This window comes from Paenibacillus camerounensis (assembly GCF_000723885.1).
Taxonomy (GTDB): Bacteria; Bacillota; Bacilli; order Paenibacillales; family Paenibacillaceae; genus Paenibacillus_AQ; species Paenibacillus_AQ camerounensis.
Genome location: NZ_CCDG010000033.1, coordinates 1 through 24,019, shown reverse-complemented (window position 1 = coordinate 24,019; position 24,019 = coordinate 1). Strand labels below are relative to the sequence as shown.

Annotated in this window: 13 protein-coding genes, 6 tRNA genes and 1 rRNA gene; 4 read left to right on the top strand and 16 right to left on the bottom strand. The window is 54.2% G+C overall.

Features of this window, described 5'->3' with window-relative positions; genetic code table 11:
• Positions 1-87: 87 nt before the first annotated feature.
• The gene (locus BN3772_RS12725) at positions 88-2,424 is read right to left on the bottom strand and encodes a helix-turn-helix domain-containing protein (protein WP_042199823.1); all 2,337 of its coding nucleotides are present in this window, start codon (positions 2,422-2,424) and stop codon (positions 88-90) included.
• A 108-nt stretch (positions 2,425-2,532) separates the two neighbouring features.
• Positions 2,533-3,252, bottom strand: coding sequence for a GDSL-type esterase/lipase family protein (locus BN3772_RS12720; protein WP_052380485.1), 720 nt, complete (start codon positions 3,250-3,252; stop codon positions 2,533-2,535).
• A 129-nt stretch (positions 3,253-3,381) separates the two neighbouring features.
• Here BN3772_RS12720 and BN3772_RS12715 point away from each other — a divergent pair, with 129 nt between their 5' ends.
• The gene (locus BN3772_RS12715; protein ID WP_052380484.1) at positions 3,382-4,260 is read left to right on the top strand and encodes a helix-turn-helix domain-containing protein; all 879 of its coding nucleotides are present in this window, start codon (positions 3,382-3,384) and stop codon (positions 4,258-4,260) included.
• Here the strand turns inward: BN3772_RS12715 and BN3772_RS12710 are convergent, their stop codons facing one another.
• Positions 4,261-5,166: an AraC family transcriptional regulator gene (locus BN3772_RS12710; protein WP_042199821.1), complete on the bottom strand. Its 906-nt coding sequence runs from the start codon at positions 5,164-5,166 to the stop codon at positions 4,261-4,263.
• Positions 5,167-5,298: 132 nt separating this feature from the next.
• Here BN3772_RS12710 and BN3772_RS12705 point away from each other — a divergent pair, with 132 nt between their 5' ends.
• Together BN3772_RS12705 and BN3772_RS30645 are read left to right on the top strand one after the other, a co-directional pair.
• Positions 5,299-7,284, top strand: coding sequence for an alpha-amylase family protein (locus BN3772_RS12705; RefSeq protein WP_042199819.1), 1,986 nt, complete (start codon positions 5,299-5,301; stop codon positions 7,282-7,284).
• A gap of 608 nt (positions 7,285-7,892) precedes the next feature.
• Entirely contained in the window at positions 7,893-15,461 is a 7,569-nt protein-coding gene (locus BN3772_RS30645; protein WP_052380483.1) for an Ig-like domain-containing protein, read from the top strand.
• A gap of 136 nt (positions 15,462-15,597) precedes the next feature.
• On the opposite strand, the gene BN3772_RS12645 is transcribed toward BN3772_RS30645, so the two are convergent.
• The 5 genes from BN3772_RS12645 to BN3772_RS12625 all read right to left on the bottom strand — a co-directional run bounded on the left by BN3772_RS12645 (position 15,598) and on the right by BN3772_RS12625 (position 20,880).
• Positions 15,598-16,446, bottom strand: coding sequence for a methyltransferase domain-containing protein (locus tag BN3772_RS12645; RefSeq protein WP_052380482.1), 849 nt, complete (start codon positions 16,444-16,446; stop codon positions 15,598-15,600).
• Between the two features lie 80 nt (positions 16,447-16,526).
• Positions 16,527-16,961 (bottom strand): L-fucose mutarotase, encoded by a 435-nt coding sequence (gene fucU / locus BN3772_RS12640; protein WP_042199817.1) that lies wholly within the window; start codon positions 16,959-16,961, stop codon positions 16,527-16,529.
• A gap of 22 nt (positions 16,962-16,983) precedes the next feature.
• On the bottom strand, positions 16,984-17,634 hold the full coding sequence (locus BN3772_RS12635) for a class II aldolase/adducin family protein (RefSeq protein WP_042199816.1): 651 nt from the start codon (positions 17,632-17,634) through the stop codon (positions 16,984-16,986).
• 13 nt (positions 17,635-17,647) lie between these two features.
• Complete coding sequence (locus tag BN3772_RS12630; RefSeq protein ID WP_042199831.1) at positions 17,648-19,087, bottom strand: rhamnulokinase; 1,440 nt, start codon at positions 19,085-19,087, stop codon at positions 17,648-17,650.
• 26 nt (positions 19,088-19,113) lie between these two features.
• A complete protein-coding gene (locus BN3772_RS12625) occupies positions 19,114-20,880 on the bottom strand; it encodes an L-fucose isomerase (RefSeq protein ID WP_042199815.1) in 1,767 nt (588 codons plus the stop codon).
• Positions 20,881-21,216: 336 nt separating this feature from the next.
• Here BN3772_RS12625 and BN3772_RS12620 point away from each other — a divergent pair, with 336 nt between their 5' ends.
• Positions 21,217-22,011, top strand: coding sequence for a DeoR/GlpR family DNA-binding transcription regulator (locus BN3772_RS12620; protein ID WP_042199813.1), 795 nt, complete (start codon positions 21,217-21,219; stop codon positions 22,009-22,011).
• On the opposite strand, the gene BN3772_RS12615 is transcribed toward BN3772_RS12620, so the two are convergent.
• From BN3772_RS12615 to rrf, 8 genes are all read right to left on the bottom strand, one after another.
• On the bottom strand, positions 21,980-22,393 hold the full coding sequence (locus tag BN3772_RS12615) for a hypothetical protein (RefSeq protein WP_042199811.1): 414 nt from the start codon (positions 22,391-22,393) through the stop codon (positions 21,980-21,982). The genes BN3772_RS12620 and BN3772_RS12615 overlap by 32 nt on opposite strands.
• Before the next feature lie 272 nt (positions 22,394-22,665).
• A tRNA-Arg gene (locus tag BN3772_RS12610) sits at positions 22,666-22,742 on the bottom strand.
• Positions 22,743-22,748: 6 nt separating this feature from the next.
• Positions 22,749-22,823 (bottom strand) — tRNA-Gly (locus BN3772_RS12605).
• A 55-nt stretch (positions 22,824-22,878) separates the two neighbouring features.
• Positions 22,879-22,956, bottom strand: a tRNA-Asp gene (locus BN3772_RS12600).
• Positions 22,957-23,031: 75 nt separating this feature from the next.
• A tRNA-Met gene (locus BN3772_RS12595) sits at positions 23,032-23,105 on the bottom strand.
• A gap of 17 nt (positions 23,106-23,122) precedes the next feature.
• Positions 23,123-23,198 (bottom strand) — tRNA-Val (locus BN3772_RS12590).
• A gap of 67 nt (positions 23,199-23,265) precedes the next feature.
• A tRNA-Glu gene (locus BN3772_RS12585) sits at positions 23,266-23,340 on the bottom strand.
• A 421-nt stretch (positions 23,341-23,761) separates the two neighbouring features.
• A 5S ribosomal RNA gene (gene rrf, locus BN3772_RS12580) occupies positions 23,762-23,878 on the bottom strand.
• Positions 23,879-24,019 lie beyond the last annotated feature (141 nt).

The following is a 24,019-nucleotide window of genomic DNA, read 5'->3' as shown; positions in this document are numbered from 1 at the left end:
CTGCGGCTGTGCGGCAAAAAGCCAAAAAGGCCCGCTGAATGAAAAAATCTCATTCGCGGGCCCGGCATTCTGTACATTACAGTTGCGTTATTTGCTGCGGTCAATTGCTGATTTAAGACGGTATTCCTTCGGGGTCGTCCCGTAGCGGCGTTTGAACAGCCGGTAAAAATAGCTTTCGTTGCCGAAGCCGACCTTTTCCATAATCTCTGTCACGGTCAAATCCTTCTGCTCCAGATAATCCCTGGCATAGGCCAGGCGCGCTGCATTAATCTGGTCAACCACCGTTATGCCCTCCTGCGCCTTGAACACCTGGCCCAGATAAACGGAGCTCATCTTCAGCATGTCGGCAATCCGCTGCACATTGAGGTCGGGGTCGGCATAATGCCGGTCAATGATCTCCTTCACGATCTCGGCCAGCAGGCGGTTCTTGTCCTCGCGGCCGCTCCGCCGCTGCTCTGCCACCTCGCGCACCACCTCCAGCAGCACGGCTTCTATTTCATCAAGCGTCTCTTTCTCCAGAATCCGCCGGTTAATCGCCTGCAGGTTGACCGATACCGGATTGACGTTATGGCTGTTCATCTCCCCCAGCGTGTTGCTCAGCGTAACCGCAAGATGCAGTACCGCCGAGAACATATTCTCGTAGCTGAAGCTGCCGAGCAGCTCCCGCCAGCTGCGGATTGCCCGCTCCGTCTCCTGCAGATCGCCGCCCTTCAGCCCCTCCGTCAGCTGGCGCTCCAGCTCCTGCGGGATGCGCAGCGTCTCATTCTGTTCATTCTCCCGCAGCTGCTCCGGCTCAAGCACCGCCCCCTTACCGTAAATCATCCGGTAATTGGAGTGACGGACTGCCAGATTATAATGCCGGGTGAGGCTGCGGTAATCTGTGAACACCTCGCTGAGCGTAACCGTAAAGGTTATGCGGTAGTAGGCCTGGACGGTTTGCTGAAGCTCCCTGAATTTCCCGCTCAGCTGCTCCAGCGTCCCTGTTTCAGGGCTTCCGTCTGCCGCAGCAGCTCCGCTTCCGGCGATAAAGATCAGATGCCCGCTTTTCATGTCTACAGCTTCGCACGAGCCGTCCTGGCGCAGCAGCTCCTGGCCGATATTGGCAATAGCAAAATACAGCAGGGACTCCATCGCAGCGCCCTGGCCGGCGGCAAGCCCCTGAAGATCGTCAATCTGCACCAGGGCCAGCCTGAGGGGGGCCGGATAAGCAATATCTATGCCATACTGCTCTCTAATCTGCAGGAATGCGTGCTCGTCTACACTCCCGCTTGCCCCGACCAGGCTGCGCAGCTGGTACACCTTGGCGATATTCGACTGTGAGGCCCGCTCCTGCTCAAGCCCCTTCAGCTTGCCGATCATCTCGGTTACATTGGCCGCAATCAGCGACAGCTCATCCAGGCCCTGCGGGGCACCGCGTTCATGCTGCGGCACCAGCGTCAGCAGCTGGCCCACCGGCTTATACAGCCGCAGCGAAAAGAACACGGAAAGCATGACCGCAAGCAGAACCACGGACAGCGTGACCGCCACCTCAGTCCACTTCATCTGCCGCACGCTGCCCAGCACCACATCATAATCCTGCAGGCTGACAATCTGCCAGTTATTCAGCGCCTTGCTTAAATAAGTGACCTTATATTTACGGTCTTCATGATTATAAATAAAGGAATCCACCGGCTTATCCGACGGCGTGAGCCGCGGCAGCAGATCCTGCTTCATGTTAAGCCCTGCTGGCAGCAGCCCGTCGGTCGAGATCAGCACTTCGCCTTCGCTGTCGGTAATGAACAGCACATCATTTTGCCGCTCCGCGACCAGATTAAGCGCTTTCACATTATCCAGCATCCAGTCCGGCTTCACCGTCAGAATCAGCACATTGTCGTTAATGGAGCCCAGCGCCTCCCCGTCATAGAGAAAGAAGGCAAACACGTCGATCCCCTCGTTTTTACCGTCAAGATCCAGGGGAATCAGCTGCAGCTTGGGCAGATCGGACCTTGAAGCCATATAGCTCTCCAAAGCCCCATACAGGGTACTGTTATTGATGTCATGGTTAAGGGACGAGAAGAACCGCTGCTGGGCACCGTTATAAAAGACAGCGGCGTGCAGATACGGCGATGAGGCGACGGTATGATTCAGACGTTCAATTTTGAGAATACTCTGCTTGTAATCTGCACCTGACTTCAGCGCGAGCAGCTCTTCGTCGTTGTACAGCGATACTGCCAGATCTCTCACGATGCCGTTCATATTCTCAACGTTGTAGTTGATCTGGGTCAGCAGCTTCCGGTCAGCTTCATTCTGCAGGCTGAGCACCCGGCTGCGGGCACTGGCATTTAGCAAAAGCGAGGCAACAGCCAGTGTGGCAACCACCAGCATAAAGCTGAGCAAAATCCGCTGCAGATATTTGCGTGAGCGGATCGTCTGGAGTACATTCATGGGTTCACTCCCCCTGCGCTTAGGTGACCTAACTATAATCCCGGCTGATTTTTCCTGTCAATCCGTCCTATGGGGCACCTTTTGTTATTCCCGGCACGCATGAGGCCATCATTCCGGCTCTGCACCAAAGAGCTCCTGCAATAGCGTATGCGCTATAACCTGGTGGCCCGAGGCATCCGGATGAATTCCGTCACCGTATCGGTAAGCGGCGTTAAGCGACCGTTCCTGCCTGATGTGCTGCAGCAGCGGCGTGCGCAGGTCAATGACGCGATCAGCCGGGCAGCCCCCGGATAACAGCCAGTCCGCGTAATGCTCCAGCACCCGGTCATACTCCTTGTATGGCGCAAGATAACTGAACCCGTCCGCCTCCGCCGGCAGCAGCGGGCCGTTCATGGACAGGGCATCGAACGGCGGCGGGGTCAGCAGGACCACGCTGGCTCCGGCCTCATGGATTTGTGCGCTCAGCCGCCTCACTCCGTCCTGATAGGCGGTGAATCTTTCAGCGGAGTAAGGATGATAGATTCCGTCATTCATTCCGTAGCAGGCCACAACTACATCCGGGGAGGCTTCGGCAAGCTCCCCGGTGAGTCGTTCATGGATACACGGACGCGGAAACGGATGCGCCGCTTCACTGAGTCCCGAGGCCGTCTCGCTCGGCACTCCCCGTGCCGTCAGCCGGACTCCCGGGTGCGGCCGGTGCTTCTTCAGCCATTCTCCGGCCAGCCGGATATATTGACCGTCAGCCGTGATGCTGTCTCCAAGAAACAGGATGTGCGGCTGTGCGGAATTGTGGTTCTCCGTTTTCTTAGTCGTGAATAAAGGCAGCATGCTTTCCCTCCTGACAAGTACGCCAAGGCGTATAGCTTCCCTTAACGGCGGTATGCCCGCAACCTAATGGTAGCGCCGCCTGCCCTTTTCTGCCTTGACGATATCGCCCTTCCTTAGCATAATATTGCCATGACAACCAAATTATTAGCGCGGGACATCGGACTTGAGCCCGGATTCACCTTCCGGATCCAGAAATGTCCGCTGACGCATGATTACTATGTACACAGCCATGATTTCTCTGAGCTGGTCGTTATTCTGTCGGGAAGCGCCGTGCATATTATCGAGGGGAGAGAGTATCCGGTTACGGCCGGCCAGGTATTTCTGATTCAAAGCGGTGTTTCCCATGGCTACAAGAATGTCGAGGATATACAGTATGTGAACGTGATGTTCCAGCCCGAAGAGCTGCTGCAGCAGTCTGAACTCAGGCTGCTGCCCGGATTTCAGGCCTTGTTCTACATCGAGCCCTTTTACCGCCAGGAGATGTATTTCAGGGGCATGCTCTCGCTGGATGCCGGGCAGCTGCTTGAAGCTACACGGCTGCTCGATTTGATTCTGGTTGAGCATGAGCGCCGGGAGGACGGCTACCGGCTGATGGTCCGTACCTATTTTACCGCGCTGGCAGGCATGCTCTCCCGTTATTATCAGAACAGCAGCGGCCGCGAGGACAACAAGGCGCTGCGGATCGGTGAGGCGGTTACCTATATCGAGGAGCATTTCCTTCAGCCGGTTACCCTGCAATCCATGGCAGATATGGCTTATATGTCAACCCGCCAGTTTCTGAGGGTCTTTACCCGGAACTACAAAACCACACCCATGGACTATGTCATCCGCAAGCGGCTGGACTATTCCTGCACGCTGCTGCGCAATCCCGACCTTCCGGTATCCCGGGTGGCTATGGACAGCGGCTTCCATGACCAGAACTATTACGCCCGCCAGTTCCGCAAATTATATAACTGCACGCCAACCGAATACCGGGAACGGATCAGCCGCTCCGGAGAGCAGGGATAATCACTCCCTGCCCTCTCCTGCAGCGGCGGCTTCATCCCGCTGGCGCTGCCGCCGCCGGTAGGCTGCCGGAGTCATGCCGAATCTTGCGCTGAACAGCCGGGTCAGGTAATTCACATCACGGATGCCTATCCGTTCCGCAATGTCAGACACGCTGAGTACGGTACCGCTGAGCAGCTTCTTGGCTTCCTCCAGCCGCCGCTGCAGCACATACTGCAGCGGCGTTGTGCCGATATGCTGCTTCATGCACCGCGTAATATAATCCGCCTGGAAATGCAGCTCCTCCTGCAGCCCCGTCACCTGAAACGGCTCCTTCCAATGCCTGTCTAGATAAGCCGCCGCTGCCCGGGCCAGCCGGACCGCCGGCTCCGGCAGCGCGGTGCGGGCGCATTCCGCCTGAAGCGCCGCCATCAGCTCGGCCAGCAAAACATGGAGCCGCAGGGCATTCTCGGCATTCAGCCGGCTGTGAATCTCGTTCATCTCATCCAGAATCGGCTCCAGCGCCTCTACGTCTACAGCAGCAAATTTCGGCATGTACAGCCGCTGCTGGGCAGAGGGCTCCTCATCCTCAACCGTTCCTTTGGCCAGCAGTGCAGACCAGGGAATATCCTCCTGCCGGATATAGGACGGCTTCCCCTCATGAATGAAGTGAACCCAGTAAATCTCCGTATCCTCTTCACAGACCCGGTAGCCCTCGTGCGGCAGCCCTGCCTCAAGCACCAGCAGCTTACCCGGACCGATTGCATATTCCTTTCCCTGTTCAGCCATATACATCGTTCCGCGCTTAACCAGCAGCAGATCATATACCCCGAAGGTACGGGCAAAATGCCGGTCACCCGGGGACCAGACAGCCAGCCCCACCGTGACGAATTTCGGCAGCGGCGGGATCGTGAATTCCAGACAGAGCACCTTATCCCCTCCTGTATTGAAGTCGGTTTTGTGCTAGTTCATGTCTATAATATCACTGGTAGCGCTTGCAGAAAAGAGGTACATTGACTGGGAATCGCTTTATATCCAAATTATATAAGGGGCTGTTCACCTATGCGTTTCCGTCAGGTTCATCTCGACTTTCATACCTCCGAGGCCATTCCCGGCATCGGACAGGATTTCAGTAAAACCCAGTTCCAGTCCATGCTGCACGCCGGCCATGTCGATTCCATCACCCTGTTCTCCAAATGCCATCACGGCTGGGCCTACCATCCCAGTGAAGCCAATGAGATTCATCCGCATCTCGACTTTGATCTGCTGGGTGAAATGATTGAGGCTGCCCACGAAATCGGCGTCCGCACACCTGTGTATCTGTCTGCCGGCCTTGATGAAAAGCTCGCCCGCCGCCATCCCGAGTGGCTAATCCGCGACGCGGAGGACCGCACGCGCTGGGTGAAGGATTTCATGACGCCGGGTTACCACGAATTCTGCCTGGGCACGCCTTATCTGGATATTCTCCTGGCCCAGCTTCATGAGGTGGTCAGCCGTTACGATGCGGACGGCATCTTCCTCGACATCGTCGGCGCCCGCAAATGCCGCTGCCAGTACTGCGTCGCCGCCCTGCTTGCAGAGGGCAAAGACCCGCGTGACGAAGACGCCGTCGTCCGCCTGGGCGAGCAGACCTACCTCAACTATGCGCGCCGCGTCCGTGAGACCATCGATGCCGTGAAGCCCGGCCTTCCCGTCTATCACAACAACGGCCATCAGCAGCGGGGCCGGCGTGACCTCGTCCATGTCAACACCCATCTTGAGCTGGAGTCGCTGCCGACCGGGGGCTGGGGCTACGACCATTTCCCGCTGTCCGCCCGTTACGCCCAGCCGCTCGGACTGGAATTTCTCGGCATGACCGGCAAATTCCATACCTCCTGGGGCGAATTCGGCGGCTACAAGCATCCGAACGCGCTGCGCTATGAAGCCGCACTCAGCCTCGCGCACGGCGCCAAATGCTCCATCGGCGACCAGCTTCACCCGTCCGGCCTGATGGATGAAGCCACCTATGCTCTAATCGGCGCCGCATACGCCGAGGTAGAGGCAAAGGAGGCATGGTGCAGCGGCGTCACCTCCGTCGCCGACATCGCCGTCCTGTCCCTGGAGGCGGCGCGTGAAGCCTGCCCCGGCGGGCAGGCACTGAAGGGCGCACGCAATCTGGCCGATGCCGGAGCCGTGCGTATTCTGACCGAAGGCCACTATCTATATGACATCGTTGATACAGATAGTGACTGGTCAGCCTACAAGGTGCTGGTGCTGCCGGATGAGGTGCCGGTCTGGCCGGAGCTGGCGGCAATGATTGCCGCCTTTACCGCCGCAGGCGGCAAGGTGCTGGCTACCGGCAGATCCGGCCTGAACCCGGCCGGGGATGCTTTTGCGCTGGAGCTGGGAGTGAGCTGGCGGGGAACGAATACGTACCGTCCGTCCTATTTCCATCCGCACTTCACTCCCGGTGCGCTGCAGTCCGCTTCCTTTGTCATGTACGGCGAGGGTCAGCTCGTAGAGCTGGACGGCGGGAACTCCCTGGGCCATCTGGAGAACCCGTATTTCAACCGCGATGTCTTCACCTTCTGCTCGCATCAGCACACACCGGGTGCCCGGGAGGACAACGGGCCGGCCATGGTCGAAAGCGGCAGCGGGATCTACATCGCCTGGGATGTATTCAGCGAATATGCGGACGGCGGCCATCTCATCCTCAAGGAGATGGTGCTCCATGCGCTGTCCCGGCTGCTGCCGCAGCCAGTGCTCAGCACCAGCCTCCCGGCGCGGGGCATCACGACCCTGCAATATCAGCAGGCTGAGCGCCGCTATGTGAACCACCTGCTCTATGCGGCTCCGGCGCTGAAGGGCCGCATAGAGGTAATCGAGGACATCGTGCCGCTGCGTGATGTCTCCGTCAGCCTGCGGCTCCCGTCGGGTTCAGCCGTCAAGCGGGTCTACCTGGCCCCGGCGATGAGTGAGCTGCCGTTCACGGCAGACCCGGACGGCGGGATTACGTACACCGTTCCGCATCTTCAGAATCACCAGATGGCCGTGATCGAGCTGGCATAGAGGCCCTGTTCACACGGGGAACTGACTGTCCATGCCTATAAACAGCAGCAGCCCCAGACGATTTGCTCAGTCTGGGGCTGCTGCTGTCATTTACTATGTTTTACAAGATTTCATCCGTAGGATGAAGGATGGAGGATGGAGGATGGATTCCCAACCACACTTAGTTGGATTTTCGCCACTTAATTCAGACGTCCCCCTGTAATTTCCACCATTAAGTGGAAAAACGCAACCTAAATTAGGCTATTTGCAGCTTCAAGGGCATTTCCGGTAATATTAAGTGGCGTTTTTCCATCTAGTCTCCGGATAGCGGCACTCACCGTGAAATTAGATGGCGAATTTCCACTTAGCTTGATGAGCAATACCCGCAATACCAGAAGAACAACACCTGCAGCACAATACTTGCATAGTCATCGGCTGGGAACTGGCCGGATGATCTGCCTATTTTGCCGTACATTTGCTCTATACGTATACTCTATCCTGGTATCCTTAATAAATCATGGAATATTCAAGCATTATTATGATCTATCCAGAATATTATAGCTGCCAACGCAAATATACATGTTGAGATGAAGATCCGACTCTATACTGCGGAGGGAGAAGAATATACTATGGCGTTTCAGCTCAGGTATAATACAACGATGAACGGGGCAATGACGTTCACGGGCAACACACTCGGGCTTAACAAAACTACCAACCAGAACAATCAGGGAATTGTGGGCTCTATAGGTGCTTTTAGCACCCTCAACACCGCACTTCAGGCAGGAAATTTCCCGCTTGGCACAACTCTGAATTACACGCTCAACGCATCTTCAGCCGTCCTGAACCTGCCGGCCGGCGCAAGTGTCCTGTACGCCGAGCTGATCTGGTCGGCCAGCTACAACACAGGGGGAAACAACCTGATCGGCCTCATCGGAAGCTCTGTTACGTTCACAACCCCGGCGGGCGTATTCTCCGTTGCGCCTGATCCGGCAACGGCTGTTAATACTGCCCCGGCAGCTCCCGATTATGTCAACTCAGCCAATGTAACAGCACTTGTCCAGCAAGGGGGTGCCGGCACCTATACTACTGGAAATGTTGTAGGTACTGTCTCCGCTTCAGAGAACAATGCAAACTTTGCAGGCTGGACACTGGCTGTCGTGTACTCCAGCCCATTCCTGCCGTCACGCAATATGAGCATCTTTGTTGGCGCAGAAGTGGTTAATCAGGCCATTGGTTCGTCTTCTGCAACGATCAGCGGATTCGCGACACCCGTAACAGGGACGGTCAATGGCCGTCTGATGGTGAGTGCCGGTGAAGGCGATCCGCAGATTATCGGTGACCAGGTGCTATTCGGCCCTAGTGCCGGCACACTGACTGCCATATCCGGCCCAAACAACCCGATCAACAATTTTTTCTGCTCTCAAATTAATAATGATCAGGGATTAATTGATACTACCGGTACCTTCGGCAGCTTAAATGCGACCCCCGGCACCGCCAGGATAGGCGCACGCCAGGGCTGGGACATTACCAATGTAGATGTCTCTCCGCAGTTAAGCAATGCCCAGACCTCTGCCGTTATTCAAGTTACTTCACAAGGCGATGCCTATGTAGTGAGCAGCCTTGGACTACAGGTTGATGTAAATGCTCCATTTTTTGTTTTTAACAAAAGCTCCAATGTTTCATCCGCACTCGTCGGCGACACCATCCAATACACTATTACGGCGAGCAATCAGGGAACTGCTGCAGCCACCCTCGTGCTGCTTCAGGATAGCTTCCCGGCATCCGGCTCCTTTGTTCCCGGCTCTCTTTCCGTTAACGGGATCAACCAGCCGGCAGCAAATCCGGTTACAGGGCTGAACCTGGGTGTCATTGCACCCGGACAGACCGTAACAATTGTCTATTCCGTACAGATTGTATCCCGCCCTGCCGGCTCCACCCAATCCAACGTCGCCAACCTTACGTATAACTTCCAGAGTCTTCCTAATGGTCCGGTCTTCACCGGCATGTCACGCTCTAACGGCAACAATGTAACCATCGGCAACCGGCCGCCGGTGGTGCCTAACTATGCGCTTACTACAAATAAAAATGTCCCTGTTTCCGGCCAGGTAGTGGGCACTGATATTGATGGCGATCCGCTGGTATACAGTTTGAACTCTATCCCTGCAAACGGAACAGCCAGTGTTAATCCGGATGGAAGCTATACGTATACGCCAAATCCTGGCTTTGTCGGTATAGATTCCTTCACCGTGCTGGTTAGCGACCAGCAGGGCGGAACCGCCATTTCAACGATTACCGTTACAATACTCAATCAGCCGCCGGTCGCGCAGAGCCTTAATCTGACCACCAATAAAAATATTCCCGTCAACGGCCAGGTAATCGCCACCGATCCGGATGGAGACCCGCTGATTTATGTTTTAAATACACCGCCTGCGAACGGGACTGCAGTCGTAAATCCGGATGGCACTTTAACGTATACTCCGAACCCGGGGTTTGCCGGAACCGATATGTTCACGGTGCTTGTCAGCGATCCGAACGGCGGAACAGCTATCGCTACTGTAACCATTCAGGTAATCAACCTGCCGCCAGTTACCGCCAATCTAAATCTGACAACGCCTGAAAATATTGCCACAACCGGCCAGGTAACCGGTACAGATCCGGATGGCGATCCGCTAACCTTTACGCTTGCTTCTCCGCCTGTAAACGGAACTGCACTGGTCAATCCGAACGGCACCTTCACGTACACACCGAATCTAAATTTCATTGGAACAGATACCTTTACTGTGCTCGTCAGTGATCCGAGCGGCGGTACCGCTGTCTCAACGGTTACGGTTCAAGTGGTTAATCTGCCGCCGGTTACCAGTAATCTTACCTTGACCACGCTGCAGAATACCCCTGTGCCAGGGCAGGTTATTGCTACTGACCCGAATGGTGACCCGTTAACCTTTACTCAAAATTCACCCCCTGCTAATGGAACGGCCGTCGTAAATCCCGACGGAACCTTAGTCTATACACCTAATACGGGTTTTGTCGGCACGGATGCCTTTACAGTGCTGGTCAGTGACGGCAGGGGCGGCACAGCGCTGGCTAACGTAACGATCAGCGTGTCCAACCAGGCACCTATTGCCCAGAACCTGACCGTTACAACAAATGGAAATACCCCAGCTTCAGGCCAGGTCATTGCCACCGATCCTGATGGGAATCCGCTCACTTATGCACTGAATACCAGTCCCGCAAATGGTACGGTTGTAGTCAATCCAGATGGTACGTTCCTCTATACACCGAATACCAACTTTACCGGCACAGATTCCTTTACAGTTATTGTCTCGGATGGGCTGGGCGGGACAGCTATAGCTTCGGTTACGGTCAATGTCCTTAACCTGCCGCCAGTCACGAGTAATGTAACCTTGAGCACCCTGCAGAATATACCCGCTTCCGGCCAGGTTACCGCTACCGATCCTAACGCCGACCCGCTGGTTTTCTCCCTGCTTACTCCGCCGGCGAACGGCAGTGCTGTTGTCAATCCGGACGGTTCTTTCACTTACACGCCTGCTACAGGCTTTGTAGGACCGGATTCGTTCTCCGTACTGGTTAGCGACGGACGTGGCGGCACGGCCGTTTCTACAGTCACTATTAATGTACTTAACCAAAACCCGGTTGTGCAGGATCAGACCCTGGCTACACCGCAGAATACACCGGTCGCCGGCCAGGTTGTAGCCACCGATCCTGACGGGGATCCGCTGACCTTTGCTCTGCATTCTACCCCGGGTAACGGAATCGCGGTTGTCAATCCGGACGGTTCCTTTACCTATACACCAAATACGGGCTTTGTCGGCACCGATTCCTTCACAGTACGGGTATTAGATGGTAAGGGCGGTGTCGCTGTCGGCACGGTAGTAGTTAATGTATTTAACCGGCCGCCGGTGGCTCAGAACCTTTCTTTGGTTACACCTGTGAATGCGCCTGTAGCCGGTCAGATTCCGGCAACAGATCCTGACGGTAATGCGCTGACGTACACTGTATCTGTGCCGCCAGCGAATGGTTCGGTTGTGCTGAATGCGGACGGCTCCTTTACCTACACGCCGAATTTCAATTTCATCGGGGTCGACACCTTCTCCGTGCTGGTAAGCGACGGTTACGGCGGTACGGCAACCTCGAATGTTACCATTGCCATTCCGGTAGCTGCGCCAGTTACCTCTAATGTAACTGTAACAACTGCTACAAATATTCCTGTAGGCGGTCAGGTCATTGCTACAGATCCGCAGAGTGAGACACTGACCTACACCGTTTCTGTTCCGCCGGCGAACGGATCGGTCGTGCTCAACGCTGCAGATGGAACCTTTGTCTATACACCGAATCTCGGCTTTGCAGGGACGGATACCTTTACTGTACTTGTTACTAATACAAGCGGAGTTTTTGTCTCTTCCGTCGTTACCGCCAATGTCTCCAATACGCCGCCGGTCGCCCAGAATCTTACACTCAACACCCTTCAGAATACAGCAGCTGCCGGCCAGATACCGGCGGTAGATCCGGACGGAAATCCGCTTACGTATACGCTGTCTGCTCCACCGGCGCTTGGGACGGTGCTGCTGAATCCGGACGGCTCCTTCACCTATACACCAAACGCCGGAGTTGTCGGAACTGATACGTTCAGTGTACTTGTCAGTGACGGCAGAGGAGGTACTGCAACCTCGGTTGTGACGGTCAACATTATCGATCAGCCGCCAATTACGTCCAATGTACAGCTCAGTACTCCGGCTAACGTACCTGTAGCCGGTGCCGTTATAGCTACAGATCCTGATGGTGACATCCTTATCTTTACTCTCAACGCTTCACCAGTTACAGGTACGGCTGTAGTTAATCCGGATGGTACCTTCACCTATACACCAAACCCCGGATTTATCGGTCCCGATTCCTTTACGGTCCTGGTTAGTGACGGCAAAGGCGGCACTGCTGTCTCTACCGTGTTCATCACCGTGTTTAATAACCCGCCGGTTGCAGTCGGCACCAGTGTAACGACACCTGAGGATGTGCCGGTGGCAGGGGCAGTAACGGCAACAGATCCGGAAGGTAATCCGATTACGTTTACGCTGCTGAATCCTCCGGTGAACGGCACTGTTATTGTTAATCCGGATGGTACGTTTATTTACACGCCGAACGCCACCTTTGTCGGCCAGGATAATTTCACCGTGCTGGCAAGCGACGGGCTGGGGGGGACGGCAATCGCTCCGGTCATTGTGACAGTTACCGACATACCGCCAATTGCTGCTGATACGTTTATTAATACAAATATCAACACCCCGGCTTCGGGGCAGGTAATTGCAGTTGATCCGGGTGGCGACCCGCTCACCTACAGCCTGCAGTCGCCGCCGGCCAATGGTACAGTTGTAGTTAATCCCGATGGCACCTTCACCTATACGCCGAATTCCGGATTTGCCGGCAGCGATGCCTTTACGGTGCTTGTCAATGACAATCAGGGCGGGACTGCTGTAGCCACGGTCCGTGTCAGCGTAATCAACCAGCCGCCGGTGGTGCAAAATGCCACCCTGGGTACGACTCAGCCGCAGCCGGTAAGCGGAGCAATTATCGCCTTTGATCCTGACGGTGATCCGCTGACCTATGCTGTTTCCACACCACCTGCATCAGGTACAGTTCTGCTAAATCCGGACGGCTCCTTTACCTATACACCTAATCCGGCTTTTGTCGGCACCGACTTCTTTACAGTCGCGGTCAGTGACGGCCGCGGCGGTACTACGCTGGGCACAGTAACGGTAAATGTGGCGCCTAATCCGCCGGTAGTCACAGATGTAACTCTTACAGCCGGCAGTAATGTCCTGGTTGCAGGACAGATCACAGCTGTCGATCCGGATGGTAATGCCTTAACCTTCACCCTGCTGTCCCCACCGGTGAACGGAACAGTCATCGTCAATCCGGACGGAACCTTCACCTACACGCCAAATCTTAACTTCATTGGTACTGACAGCTTTACCGTACTGGTTACAGACAGTACAGGAGCGACAAGCACGGGTACAACTACAATAAATGTGGTTAATCTGCCGCCGGTAGCAGCAGGAACTTCCGTAACTACCAATGAGAATGTTCCGGTAAGCGGAGCTGTTACGGCTACTGATCCGGACGGTAACCCACTCACCTTCACAGTGGGTATGCCTCCGGCGAACGGCAACGCAGTAGTTAATCCGGATGGCTCCTTTACCTATACACCGAATCCAGGTTTTGCAGGATCAGATGTCTTCGCAGTGCTGGTAAGTGACGGATTTGGCGGAACTGCGATGGCCAGTGTCATCGTAACAGTGCTTAATCTGCCGCCAGTTGCCCAGGATTTATCCATCGGAGGCTTTCCTAACACTCCGGTAAGCGGCCAGGTAATTGCTTCGGACCCAAGCGGAGACCCGTTGACTTATACAATCAACTCTTTCCCGATAAGTGGCACCGTTGTATTGAATCCGAATGGTTCGTTCACCTATACCCCGTTCTTTGGATTTACCGGGGTTGATTCCTTTACCGTACAGGTCACCGACAGCAACGGGGCAAGCACAGTCGCAACCGTTATGATTACGATCCCGCTGCTGCCTCCGGTTATAACAGATGTAGCATATGATACCTTAGCAGATGTGCCGGTATCGGGGCAGATTACTGCGGTTGACCCTGAAGGCACTTTAATAACCTTTACGCTTGCAACGCCTCCCGCTACAGGTACTGTCGTCGTCAATCCTGACGGCACCTTCACTTATACGCCGAGAATGGGGTATGTCGGGGTAGACAGCTTCACAGTAACTGCTACCGATATTTACGGGGCAGCGGCTACAGGCACTGTCACAATCCAGGTAATTGCTGTGCCGCCGGTTGCACCGGATATCGCGCTTACTACGCCCCTCAGTACTCAGGTAAGCGGCCGCGCAACAGCAACTGATCCGGATTCAACAATGCTACTCTATACGCTCTACACTCCAGGTCCGGCTAATGGGATTGCGGTCGTTAACCAGGATGGCACTTTCACCTATACGCCGAATGCCGGCTTTATAGGGGTAGATACCTTCCCGATTATCGTAACCGATACCTTCGGCCTCAATGACATTGCCGTTGTTACTGTAACTGTTGTTGCAGATGCCCCTGTTGCTCCGCCTGTAGCTGTAAGCACATCCGCCGGCCAGCCGGTTGCCGGAGCTGTTCTGGCTACCGATCCGGCCGGGCTGGCCCTGAGCTACACCCTGGGAACAGCGCCGGCAAACGGAACGGTCATCATCAATCCGGATGGAACCTTCACCTATACGCCGAACCCTGGCTTTGCGGGAACCGACAGCTTCACCGTCATCGTCACTAACAGCGCCGGTGTATGCATATCCGTCCCGGTCACAGTTACAATCACACCGCTCGGAGGCCCGGTGACGACCAATATCGGCATCGGCACCATTGAGAACCGCTCTGTTTCAGGAAGCTTGCCGGCAACCAGCCCGGCCGGATTGTCTTTGACCTATTCGGCAGGCTCGCCGCCTGCAAACGGAACAGCTGCGGTTAATCCTGACGGTACCTTCACCTATATTCCCAATCCCGGCTTTTCCGGTATTGACAGCTTTATCATTATCGTTACTGACAGTCTGGGACGGAGCGCGCAAGCAACAGTCACCGTTATTGTATATGAATTGCCCAGTCCTGCTCCGATCGTGCTGAATGCAGGTCTTGCCACGCCGGAAGGCACTCCGGTAAGCGGGGTTGCTCCCGGGGGAGCCGGCGCCTCATACGCGCTTACGACACCTCCGGTTCATGGCATACTCGGCTTTGGCGCAAACGGGGCTTTCCAGTATATACCGAATGCCGGCTTCGTCGGCACAGATACCTTCATCCTGCAGATTACCGATGCGCTGGGCAATGTGTATCTCTATACTGTCGTGATTACAGTTACCTCCGTTGCCGGAATACTCACGGCCAATTATGAAACAGAAGCCAATATGGCCTTGACCGGTAACTTGAACACAATCGGTCTGGGGGATATCAGCGGAGCAGAGCTTGTGGATCCTCCGGGAAATGCCAGTCTATCGCTGAAGCCGGACGGTACCTTTATTCTGACCCCCAACTCCGATTTTGTCGGCCAGAACCAGTTCACGCTCGGTGTAACCGACAAGAAAGGCAAAAAGTACAAATTCATCGGCAAGGTCGACACGCAGCCGGAAAGCGAGGAATAAGCGCCGGAGACTGAAGACCAGCCGCACATCACGGATTGCGCAGCATAAAACAGGGGCTAACCCCGGAAACCTACTGGTCTCCGGGGTTAGCCCCTTTGCTGTATTCCTGTCTGCCATCCCGCTTCAGGTCCGCGGGTCAGCTGTGCCGCTTGCCGGAGGACGGCTTAGCCTTGCGCAGAGCAGACCTGCGCCGCGCCGCATATTTTCTTTTACTGCGTACACTGCCTCTTGACTTCCTGCCAACCGCTTTTGCACTTATAGCTTCTTGACTTACTGGCAGCTCAGCCGCCGGTCCGTCGGCAAAATGATCCAAATAAAACGGCTGGTCTCCCCCCTCATCCTTGCGGCCAGGATCGCGCTGTGACTGCACATAGACTGGCTCCTCAAACTGCAACCTGGCACGGAAGCCGGACAGCTCAGCCGCTGACATCGGCTCTTTTACCACAAGTAAATGGTACATAACCTGATAGGCCACATTCATTTGAGACTGCCGCAGCAAGGCCAGCTCCACCGGGCTGTAGAAACCGTGATACGCAGGATAGTAGAAAAACTCCATGCGCAGCAGGCGGAAATCGACCAGGGGATCATTAAGCTCTCCCTCATAGGGGCGCGTCTCCGGACCAGTGAGCGGAAATTCATGGGCGTACAGTAAATGATCAGGATAAGCAGTCCAATATTTTGGAGAATGCTCATCGAAATGCTGCTTATATCCGAGATTGACCCTGTTCGCTGTAGCATGGGCATAAGGGGCAACAATAGCAACAACTGCACCATGACGGCAAATCCGGTAGATCTCCGCCATCACAGACTGCAAATCATCCACATAGGATAAGCTGTTCGAGGCCATAACAAAATCCACACTGCTATCGGCCAGCGGAATTGGCAGATTAAAGTCATGAATCAAATCGGTTCCCCTGTAGCCAACCCGGTCTATGCCAATGCAGTTCGCATGCTTGCTCCTGCCGCAGCCCAGATCGATTCTCATACGGTTCCCTACCTTCTTTTGGCTGGTTTCCTGTTAGTGTATTCAGGATCGGGTATCCGCGTATAAGCATTCAGCCTGGCTCATGCGCCCGGTGTGACTACGCCCTTCTTAATGATGATATTGCCGTAAAGCGCCTCTTCACCCGTAACTACAATGGCATAGCTCTGCCTGGAGCGGCTATAAAAGTCAAAACGCTCCTCATATTCAACCGTCGCCGCCCCGTCATGCTTCGCAAGAATAGCTTCATACACAGACCAGATCTGCGGCACAGATGGATCACCCTCCACTACGGCCATAAAAGCCGCCTGATGCGGCACATAATGATCCAGGGGCAGCAGCTCAAGGATCGCATCAAGCAGCGCAGCGATTCCCGTCCCGTCGTATCTCAGCACTCTGTTATGCAGGGAATGACCTGGAAAATGGGCATCTGCCAGCACCAGCTCATCCCCGTGGCCCATCTCCATCAGCACGCGGACCAGCTCAGGGGACAGAAGCTTAGGAATTTTCTTCAGCATGTTACTCCTCCTTCGACCACTGCTACATCCCGTAAAAAGATCTCAGGGCAACCAGCTCATCAATTCGGTTCTGCGGCAGCTCACGTTCCCCCTTGATCATCCGGGTAATGAACGTCAGCTTCGCTGTATATTCGAGCCGCTCCATGTTCATGTAGGCGCTCATAACATCCTTGCCCCAGGTCAGGGCGCCGTGGCTTTCCAGCAGGACGGCCGTTTTCCTGCCCAGGAACGGGATTAGCGAATCCGGGATTTCTTCCGTAGAAGGTGTCCCGTAAGCCGCCAGCGGAATATCTCCCATTGCTATGACCGACTCCGGCATCATCATTTTATCCAGCGGCTCACCCTTGATCGCAAAAGCTGTCGCATAAGGCGGATGGGCATGCACCACCCCGTTCATTTCAGGCAGCTCATTATAGATCCGCAGATGCATCTTCACTTCGGTGGAAGGGCGGTAGCCCTCGGCTGCTTCAAGGATCTCTCCCTGCAGATTGACCTTAACGAGCATATGCGGCTGCAAATAACCTTTGCTGATCCCGGTTGGTGAAGCAAGAACTTCGGTTTCGGACAGACGGGCCGAAATGTTCCCGTCATTAGCGGCAATAAAATCCTTATTAAACAAATTTCTGCCGATATCACAGATCAGCAGGCGCAGTTCTTGTTCTTTCTGATTCATGGGTAACTCTCCTTTATTTCGACGGATAATAACGGACAAGCGTACAGGACTGTGCTATAAGCTCTCTGAGCTCAGCAGCTTCAGCTATTCCCAGGGCAGCTAACTGGACCGCCACATTACCGGTCGCACTGGCCTCGGCAGGCCCGGCGATAATCTCTTTTCCGGTGGCCTCAGCCGTAAGCTGGCACAGCAGCTCATTGCGGATGCCTCCGCCCACCATATGAATTGCGCAGATGCTCTGCCCGGTCAGCGTCTCCAGCTCACTTATTGTTTGGGAATAGGCCGAGGCAAGGCTCTGCAAAATGGTAAGAATAACCTCGCCCTTCCTTTCCGGCGGCTGCTGGGCGGAACGGGTACAATAGGCTGCAATCCGGCCGGGCATATCCCCCGGCGTGCTGAACAGGACATCATCCGGATCTATGACAGCCGCAGCATAACCTTCACTACGGGCTTCTGCGGCAAGCCGGACCGCCTCCTGATGAGACACCGGCTCACCCGCCAGCGCCCAGCCTCTTTGCGTCTCCTGCAACATCCACAGCCCCGTAATATTCTTCAGCAGCCGGTTTCCGCCGCCGAAGCAGCCTTCATTGGTAAAGCCGTATTCACGGGCCTGATCTGTCAGCACCGGTTGCTCTGTCTCCATACCTGCAAGAGACCATGTTCCGCAGCTGATAAAAGCGGCAGCGCCCCCTCCCGGCCCGTACGGAATGGAAGCAACCGCAGATGCAGTGTCGTGTGAAGCCCCGGCGATGACCTGCAGCGGCCCTGCGCCAAGTTCCTTCTGCAGCGATGGAAGCAGTTGTCCAATCACCGTTCCGGCCGGCACAAGCTGCGGAACCAGGTTAAGCGGAAGCCGCAGCCTGTTCATCACCTTCGCGGAAGCGGCTGATGATCCGGCGGCCAGCAGACCGCTGGTGCTCCAGATCGTCTGCTCCCCGGCAGCGGTGCCAGAGAGCAGATAATGGAACAGATCCGGCATGAGCAGCATCATATCTGCGGTCTCCCTGAGCCATGGACTCTCCTCAAGATCCGCGAACAGCTGATATACCGTGTTAATGCGGGCTGACTGATTGCCCGTCAGCTTGAACTGCTCAGCCGGCGGCAGCAGCTCCTCAAGAATAGGAGCTGAGGCAGCTGTCCGCTGATCCCGGTAATGATGCGGGGCGTACAGCAGCTGCCCCTTCCGGTCAATGAAGCCGTAGTCCACACCCCAGGTGTCTACGCTCACGGACGTCAAAGTCCCGTACTCCCTGGCCGCCTTGCGTATTCCCTGCTTTATCTCATGAAACAGCTGCAGCACATCCCAGTACAAATGCCCGTGCAGCTCAACCGGCTGATTGGCAAACCGGTGAACCTCCTCCACCTTTATACGTTTGCCGTCATACAGGCCCAGCATGACCCTGCCCGAGCTCGCTCCCAGGTCCACTGCGAGCAGCTTGATTATTTCATCCATATCCCGCACCTGCTTTGCCTCCGATTTTAGTACAGCGGTCCGAAGTTACGGCAAGCCCGGTAATCTGCACTCTCCAGATCCTCTGTTCCGAACAGGGACCACACGCGCGGTCTAAAAATCCGTTCCTCCTCCACATTGTGCATACTGACCGGAATCCGCAGGATGGAGGCCAGCGTGATCAGATCTGCACCGATATGCCCGTAGCTGATGGCACCATGATTGGCTCCCCAGTTGTTCATGACATCATAGACGGTTTTGAACGAGCCCTGATCCGTCAGCTTAGGAGCAAACCAGGTCGTTGGCCAGGTCGGATCGGTCCGCTCATCCAGCGTCTTATGAACTACTTCCGGCAGCTCAACCGTGTATCCCTCTACAAGCTGCAGAACGGGTCCAAGCCCCTTAACCAGATTAAGCCGGGCCATCGTTACAGGCATTCCGCCCTTTGTGAGATAATCGGTGGAGAAGCCGCCCCCGCGGAAATATTCCTGCGAAGCCGGACGGAACTGGGTCTCTGCTATACAGCGCTCCGCCTCGTCATCCGTGATCTCCCAGAACGGCTTAATCGCAGGCTTCCCGTCTACTGTCTGCTCTCCCGTACCATCCAGCGCTGCAGAGCCCGAGTTGATCAGATGCAGCAGCCCATGCGCCGCCTCTCCTTCCAGCTTATATCCGGTCACCCGTTCAACCGCAGCAGGACTCCAGAACGTCCGGACATCGGCAAAAATCTGTGCCGTATTCGTAAGCAGATAGTTGAACAGCATCGTTACCCCGTTCAGGCTGTCATTCTCTGTAGCCACAATATACGGGGCACGCCGGCCGTTCCAGTCAAAGGAGGAGTTCAGAATCGTCTCCATGAAATCTCCATTAGGAAAATGGTCCGTCCACTGCCGCTGGCCCTGGAAGCCCCCGACGATGGCGTTATGACCATTAGCCTCCTCCTCAAAGCCGAGCTCAGCCAGCCGCGGGTTACCAACCATGAGGTCACGCGCGATGAGCGCCATTTTGACACAGGTCTCCCACTGCTGCTCCTTTAGTTCATCGCTGATCTGCAGGTGCTGCGGGTTGTTGTCTGCTCCGGTAATGCATTTTTCCTTAACCCAGGCCAAGGCTTGTGCAAATTCCTCTTTATCATAAATTTCTTCCTCGAACCGGCGCACGTATTCGGACATATCGATATATTCATTCCGCATGCCCAGATAGTCCTGGAAGAACTGTTCATTCACAATTGAGCCGGCTATCCCCATTGAGACTGAGCCCATGGACAGGTAAGATTTACCTTTCATCAGCGCTACTGCCATAGCCGATTTGGCGAACTGCAGCAGCTTTGCCTGCACATCTGCAGGGATCTCTTCACTGCTGGATTCCTGTACATCCTCACCATATATGCCGAACGCGGGAATTCCCTTTTGCGCATAAGCAGACAGAACGGCTGCCAGATATACTGCCCCCGGGCGCTCAGTCCCGTTAAATCCCCATACAGCATGCGGAATGGCTGCATCCATATCCATCGTTTCCGAGCCATAACACCAGCACGGGGTTACGGTAATCGATACGCCTACATTCTGTCCGGCAAATTTCTGTGCGGCAGCCGCTGCTTCCTTAACACCGCCGATCGTCGAATCAGCGATAACACACTCAATAGGAGTCCCGTCCGGATAAAAGAGCTTTTCCGTAAGAAATTTAGCCACCCGCTCTGCCATTCCCATAGTCTGGGCCTCCAGCGATTCGCGGACACCGCGTCTTCTTCCATCAATCGTAGGCCGGATTCCAATCTTCGGATAAATTGTTGCCACTGCTGTTCCTCCTCAAATGAATTGGTTGGATATTGCGGCAGATCCTTGCAGACGTAAATCCAGCCCCCTTTTAAAGCGCTATCATGAAGATGTTGTGAGACTGACCCATCCCGTGCCGCCTGATCCCGTACTAGATATTATAATTAAGTTCATGTTTATCATAGAGTCAGAGCGATGCAAAGTCAACAATAAACCACAATTTTATATTAAGTTTATGTGGTATTATGTGATATTGTAATAATTAATTGTGGATTCACGTGTGAGTTCTGACTATCTTGCGGTCAAATGTAGTACACTATGAGTAATATATGATTTTGTAGACAAGGGTGGGTAAGCATGAAGGCATTTGAACGGAGAGATTTGATCATTAACGAGCTGTACCGGCATAAAAAAGTGCATGTCGCTGACCTCGCGCAGAAATTCCAGGTGTCCGAGGAAACCATCCGCCGCGATCTGGACAAGCTGGACAAGGAGGGCCTGGCCAAAAAAAATTACGGAGGCGCCATACTAAACGCCCATACCAACGAGGACCCCTCATATGCAAACAGACATCAGGTCAATCTGGAGTCTAAAAGCATTATTGCATCAAATGTGCTGGATCTGATTAATGACGGGGACAGCCTGATGACGGATACGAGCACAACGGCTTTTGAAGCCCTGCGCAAAATCACCGAATCCAAGCACAACCTGACCATCATCACCAATTCACTCGCTGTCCTATCCGAATTCCAGCATTCCGGCCATAAGCTGATTTCTACCGGCGGTACACTGGGACCCGAGACCAGCTCCTTCGTCGGGCCCACCGCTTCCCAGACCATCCAGAAGTACAATGTGGACGTCGCCCTGTTCAGCTGTAAAGCACTGTCGATGACCGGAGGGCTCAGTGATTCCAACGAGGAGGAAAGCGAGCTGAAGATTCTGATGCAAAAGCAGGCCAGCAAGGTCGTGCTGCTCGTCGACCATTCGAAGTTCGACCGGATTGCCTTCATTAAGCTGTTCAGCTTTGACAAAGTGGATTACATCGTGACCGATCAGAAGCCTTCTGAGGAATGGATCAGCTTTCTCAACAGCTACCAGGTATCCGTACTATACAGTGCACCTACTGATGAAACACAACCAGCAAAACAATAAAAACGATACTCAGCAGGCCGAACAGCTCGAGCATATCTTCCCTTGTCCATCTCCTCCGGACGAAGACTATCGAGGGGTGAGCAAGACCAGCTATCAGGTACAGCAGGGACAGCAGCAAGCCAAAGCTCATCAGTGAAAATAAGGGATTGTCAGCACGGGGAACCCCGAGGAAGATCACGATTAATATCAAGACAGTCAAAAGCCGCAGCATCCAGCGGAAAAACCGGATTACCAGCGGAGTTTTAACCGGTGTAACGTTATCACTGACCTTCTCTGCTCTGCCATGCTCCTCTAATGCCCGCTCCAATGCCTCTGGGCTTTCGTTGCGTATTTTATGCATTTGATTAGCATTGTTGATGCGCTGCTTTATGCTTTTGAACATACAAATGCCTCCTTTTCTGCCTTTTCGGCAGCTTCCCTTTTAATGTTCCTTCTCTATCTATTTAAACTAATATTATAAGCTGATATATAAAAAGAACGGAATGGTAAAATTACTTCAAAAGTAATTCTCCATTCCGTTTTGCTATAACCGTTGCGGAGCAACAAAATCCGCTCTTAATAAAAAGAGCGGATCCTCTTTCCTCCCGCCGGCATCCTAGGTTATCCAGACAAAAAAAATAGCCTCTCCGGAGAGATGCTTCTTTGAAGTAAATATGGCGCGCCCTGAGAGATTCGAACTCCCGACCTTTTGATTCGTAGTCAAACGCTCTATCCAGCTGAGCTAAGGGCGCATATATTGGAGCGGACGACGGGAATCGAACCCGCGACCCTCGCCTTGGCAAGGCGATGCTCTACCGCTGAGCCACGTCCGCACACGGTATGTATTTCATTTCTTTGGGCTTGTCACACCCTATAACAAAGTACTAATGGCGGAACCGACGGGATTCGAACCCGCGATCTCCTGCGTGACAGGCAGGCATGTTAGGCCAACTACACCACGGTTCCAGGATAAAGACTTTGGGGTCCCCGGAAAGTAATCGGAATATGCTACAAAGCATTTCTTCACTTTTTGGGGATGTATTGCGGGGGCAGGATTTGAACCTGCGGCCTTCGGGTTATGAGCCCGACGAGCTACCGGGCTGCTCCACCCCGCGTCAGTAATAAATATATATGGTGGAGGCTGAGGGGATCGAACCCCCGACCCTCTGCTTGTAAGGCAGATGCTCTCCCAGCTGAGCTAAGCCTCCATGGAAGAAGCAACTTAATGATCATACCATACATAGGTTATAAAAGCAAACTCTTTTTTAAAATTAATGGTGACCCGTAGGGGATTCGAACCCCTGTTACCTCCGTGAAAGGGAGGTGTCTTAACCCCTTGACCAACGGGCCATATCAATGTTGTTATTTTCAGCAACAAAAAATATTATATCACAGATAAATAGGAAGTGCAATAGATTTTTCAGCACCTTTATACTCCTATGTCTTACTCTTCTCCGCCACCGGTCAATCTGCCAATCTAAGCAGCCCTCAGAACGGGTTCCTTGGCCGTACTAACGGACCGTACCGCTTTATAGTCACTGCAGCAGCCAAAATTAGCTATATTACCGTACATATGAGCACTGGTGACTGTTAGAACTCAAAACCATCGATTTTGCTGAGAATAAAGGCTGCTCAGTCCGTTAAGAGATTAGGGGGCAGCTATTGAATCTCTCTAGCATTCATTATGTTAGACACTTTATATATCATAATATTGGCTTAGGTTTATAATCAAAACAAAAAACCACCGCTGTAATCAGCAGTGGTCTTAAGTGCTTGGCGGCGTCCTACTCTCCCAGGACCCTTCGGTCCAAGTACCATTGGCGCTGGAGGACTTAACGGTCGTGTTCGGGATGGGTACGCGTGGAACCCCTCCGCCATCGCCACCAAACATGATTTTTCGAAGCTTCCGCTTCTCGAAATCGCTGCGAGAAAAGATCAGTCCTCAGAAGGACTTGCAGCTTAAGGTTGTTCAGGAACTTGATTCCTGAAAACTGAATCCGAAACGAATCTGCGAATTAAAGATTGGATA

Excerpts from the sequence above, each read along its gene's own strand:
- BN3772_RS12620 (WP_042199813.1), top strand. The coding sequence starts at position 21,217 with ATGAAGGCATTTGAACGGAGAGATTTGATCATTAACGAGCTGTACCGG.
- BN3772_RS12615 (WP_042199811.1), bottom strand. The coding sequence starts at position 22,393 with ATGTTCAAAAGCATAAAGCAGCGCATCAACAATGCTAATCAAATGCAT.
- BN3772_RS12645 (WP_052380482.1), bottom strand. The coding sequence starts at position 16,446 with ATGAGAATCGATCTGGGCTGCGGCAGGAGCAAGCATGCGAACTGCATT.
- fucU (WP_042199817.1), bottom strand. The coding sequence starts at position 16,961 with ATGCTGAAGAAAATTCCTAAGCTTCTGTCCCCTGAGCTGGTCCGCGTG.
- BN3772_RS12630 (WP_042199831.1), bottom strand. The coding sequence starts at position 19,087 with ATGGATGAAATAATCAAGCTGCTCGCAGTGGACCTGGGAGCGAGCTCG.
- BN3772_RS30645 (WP_052380483.1), top strand. The coding sequence starts at position 7,893 with ATGGCGTTTCAGCTCAGGTATAATACAACGATGAACGGGGCAATGACG.
- BN3772_RS12705 (WP_042199819.1), top strand. The coding sequence starts at position 5,299 with ATGCGTTTCCGTCAGGTTCATCTCGACTTTCATACCTCCGAGGCCATT.
- BN3772_RS12635 (WP_042199816.1), bottom strand. The coding sequence starts at position 17,634 with ATGAATCAGAAAGAACAAGAACTGCGCCTGCTGATCTGTGATATCGGC.
- BN3772_RS12720 (WP_052380485.1), bottom strand. The coding sequence starts at position 3,252 with ATGCTGCCTTTATTCACGACTAAGAAAACGGAGAACCACAATTCCGCA.
- BN3772_RS12715 (WP_052380484.1), top strand. The coding sequence starts at position 3,382 with ATGACAACCAAATTATTAGCGCGGGACATCGGACTTGAGCCCGGATTC.
- BN3772_RS12725 (WP_042199823.1), bottom strand. The coding sequence starts at position 2,424 with ATGAATGTACTCCAGACGATCCGCTCACGCAAATATCTGCAGCGGATT.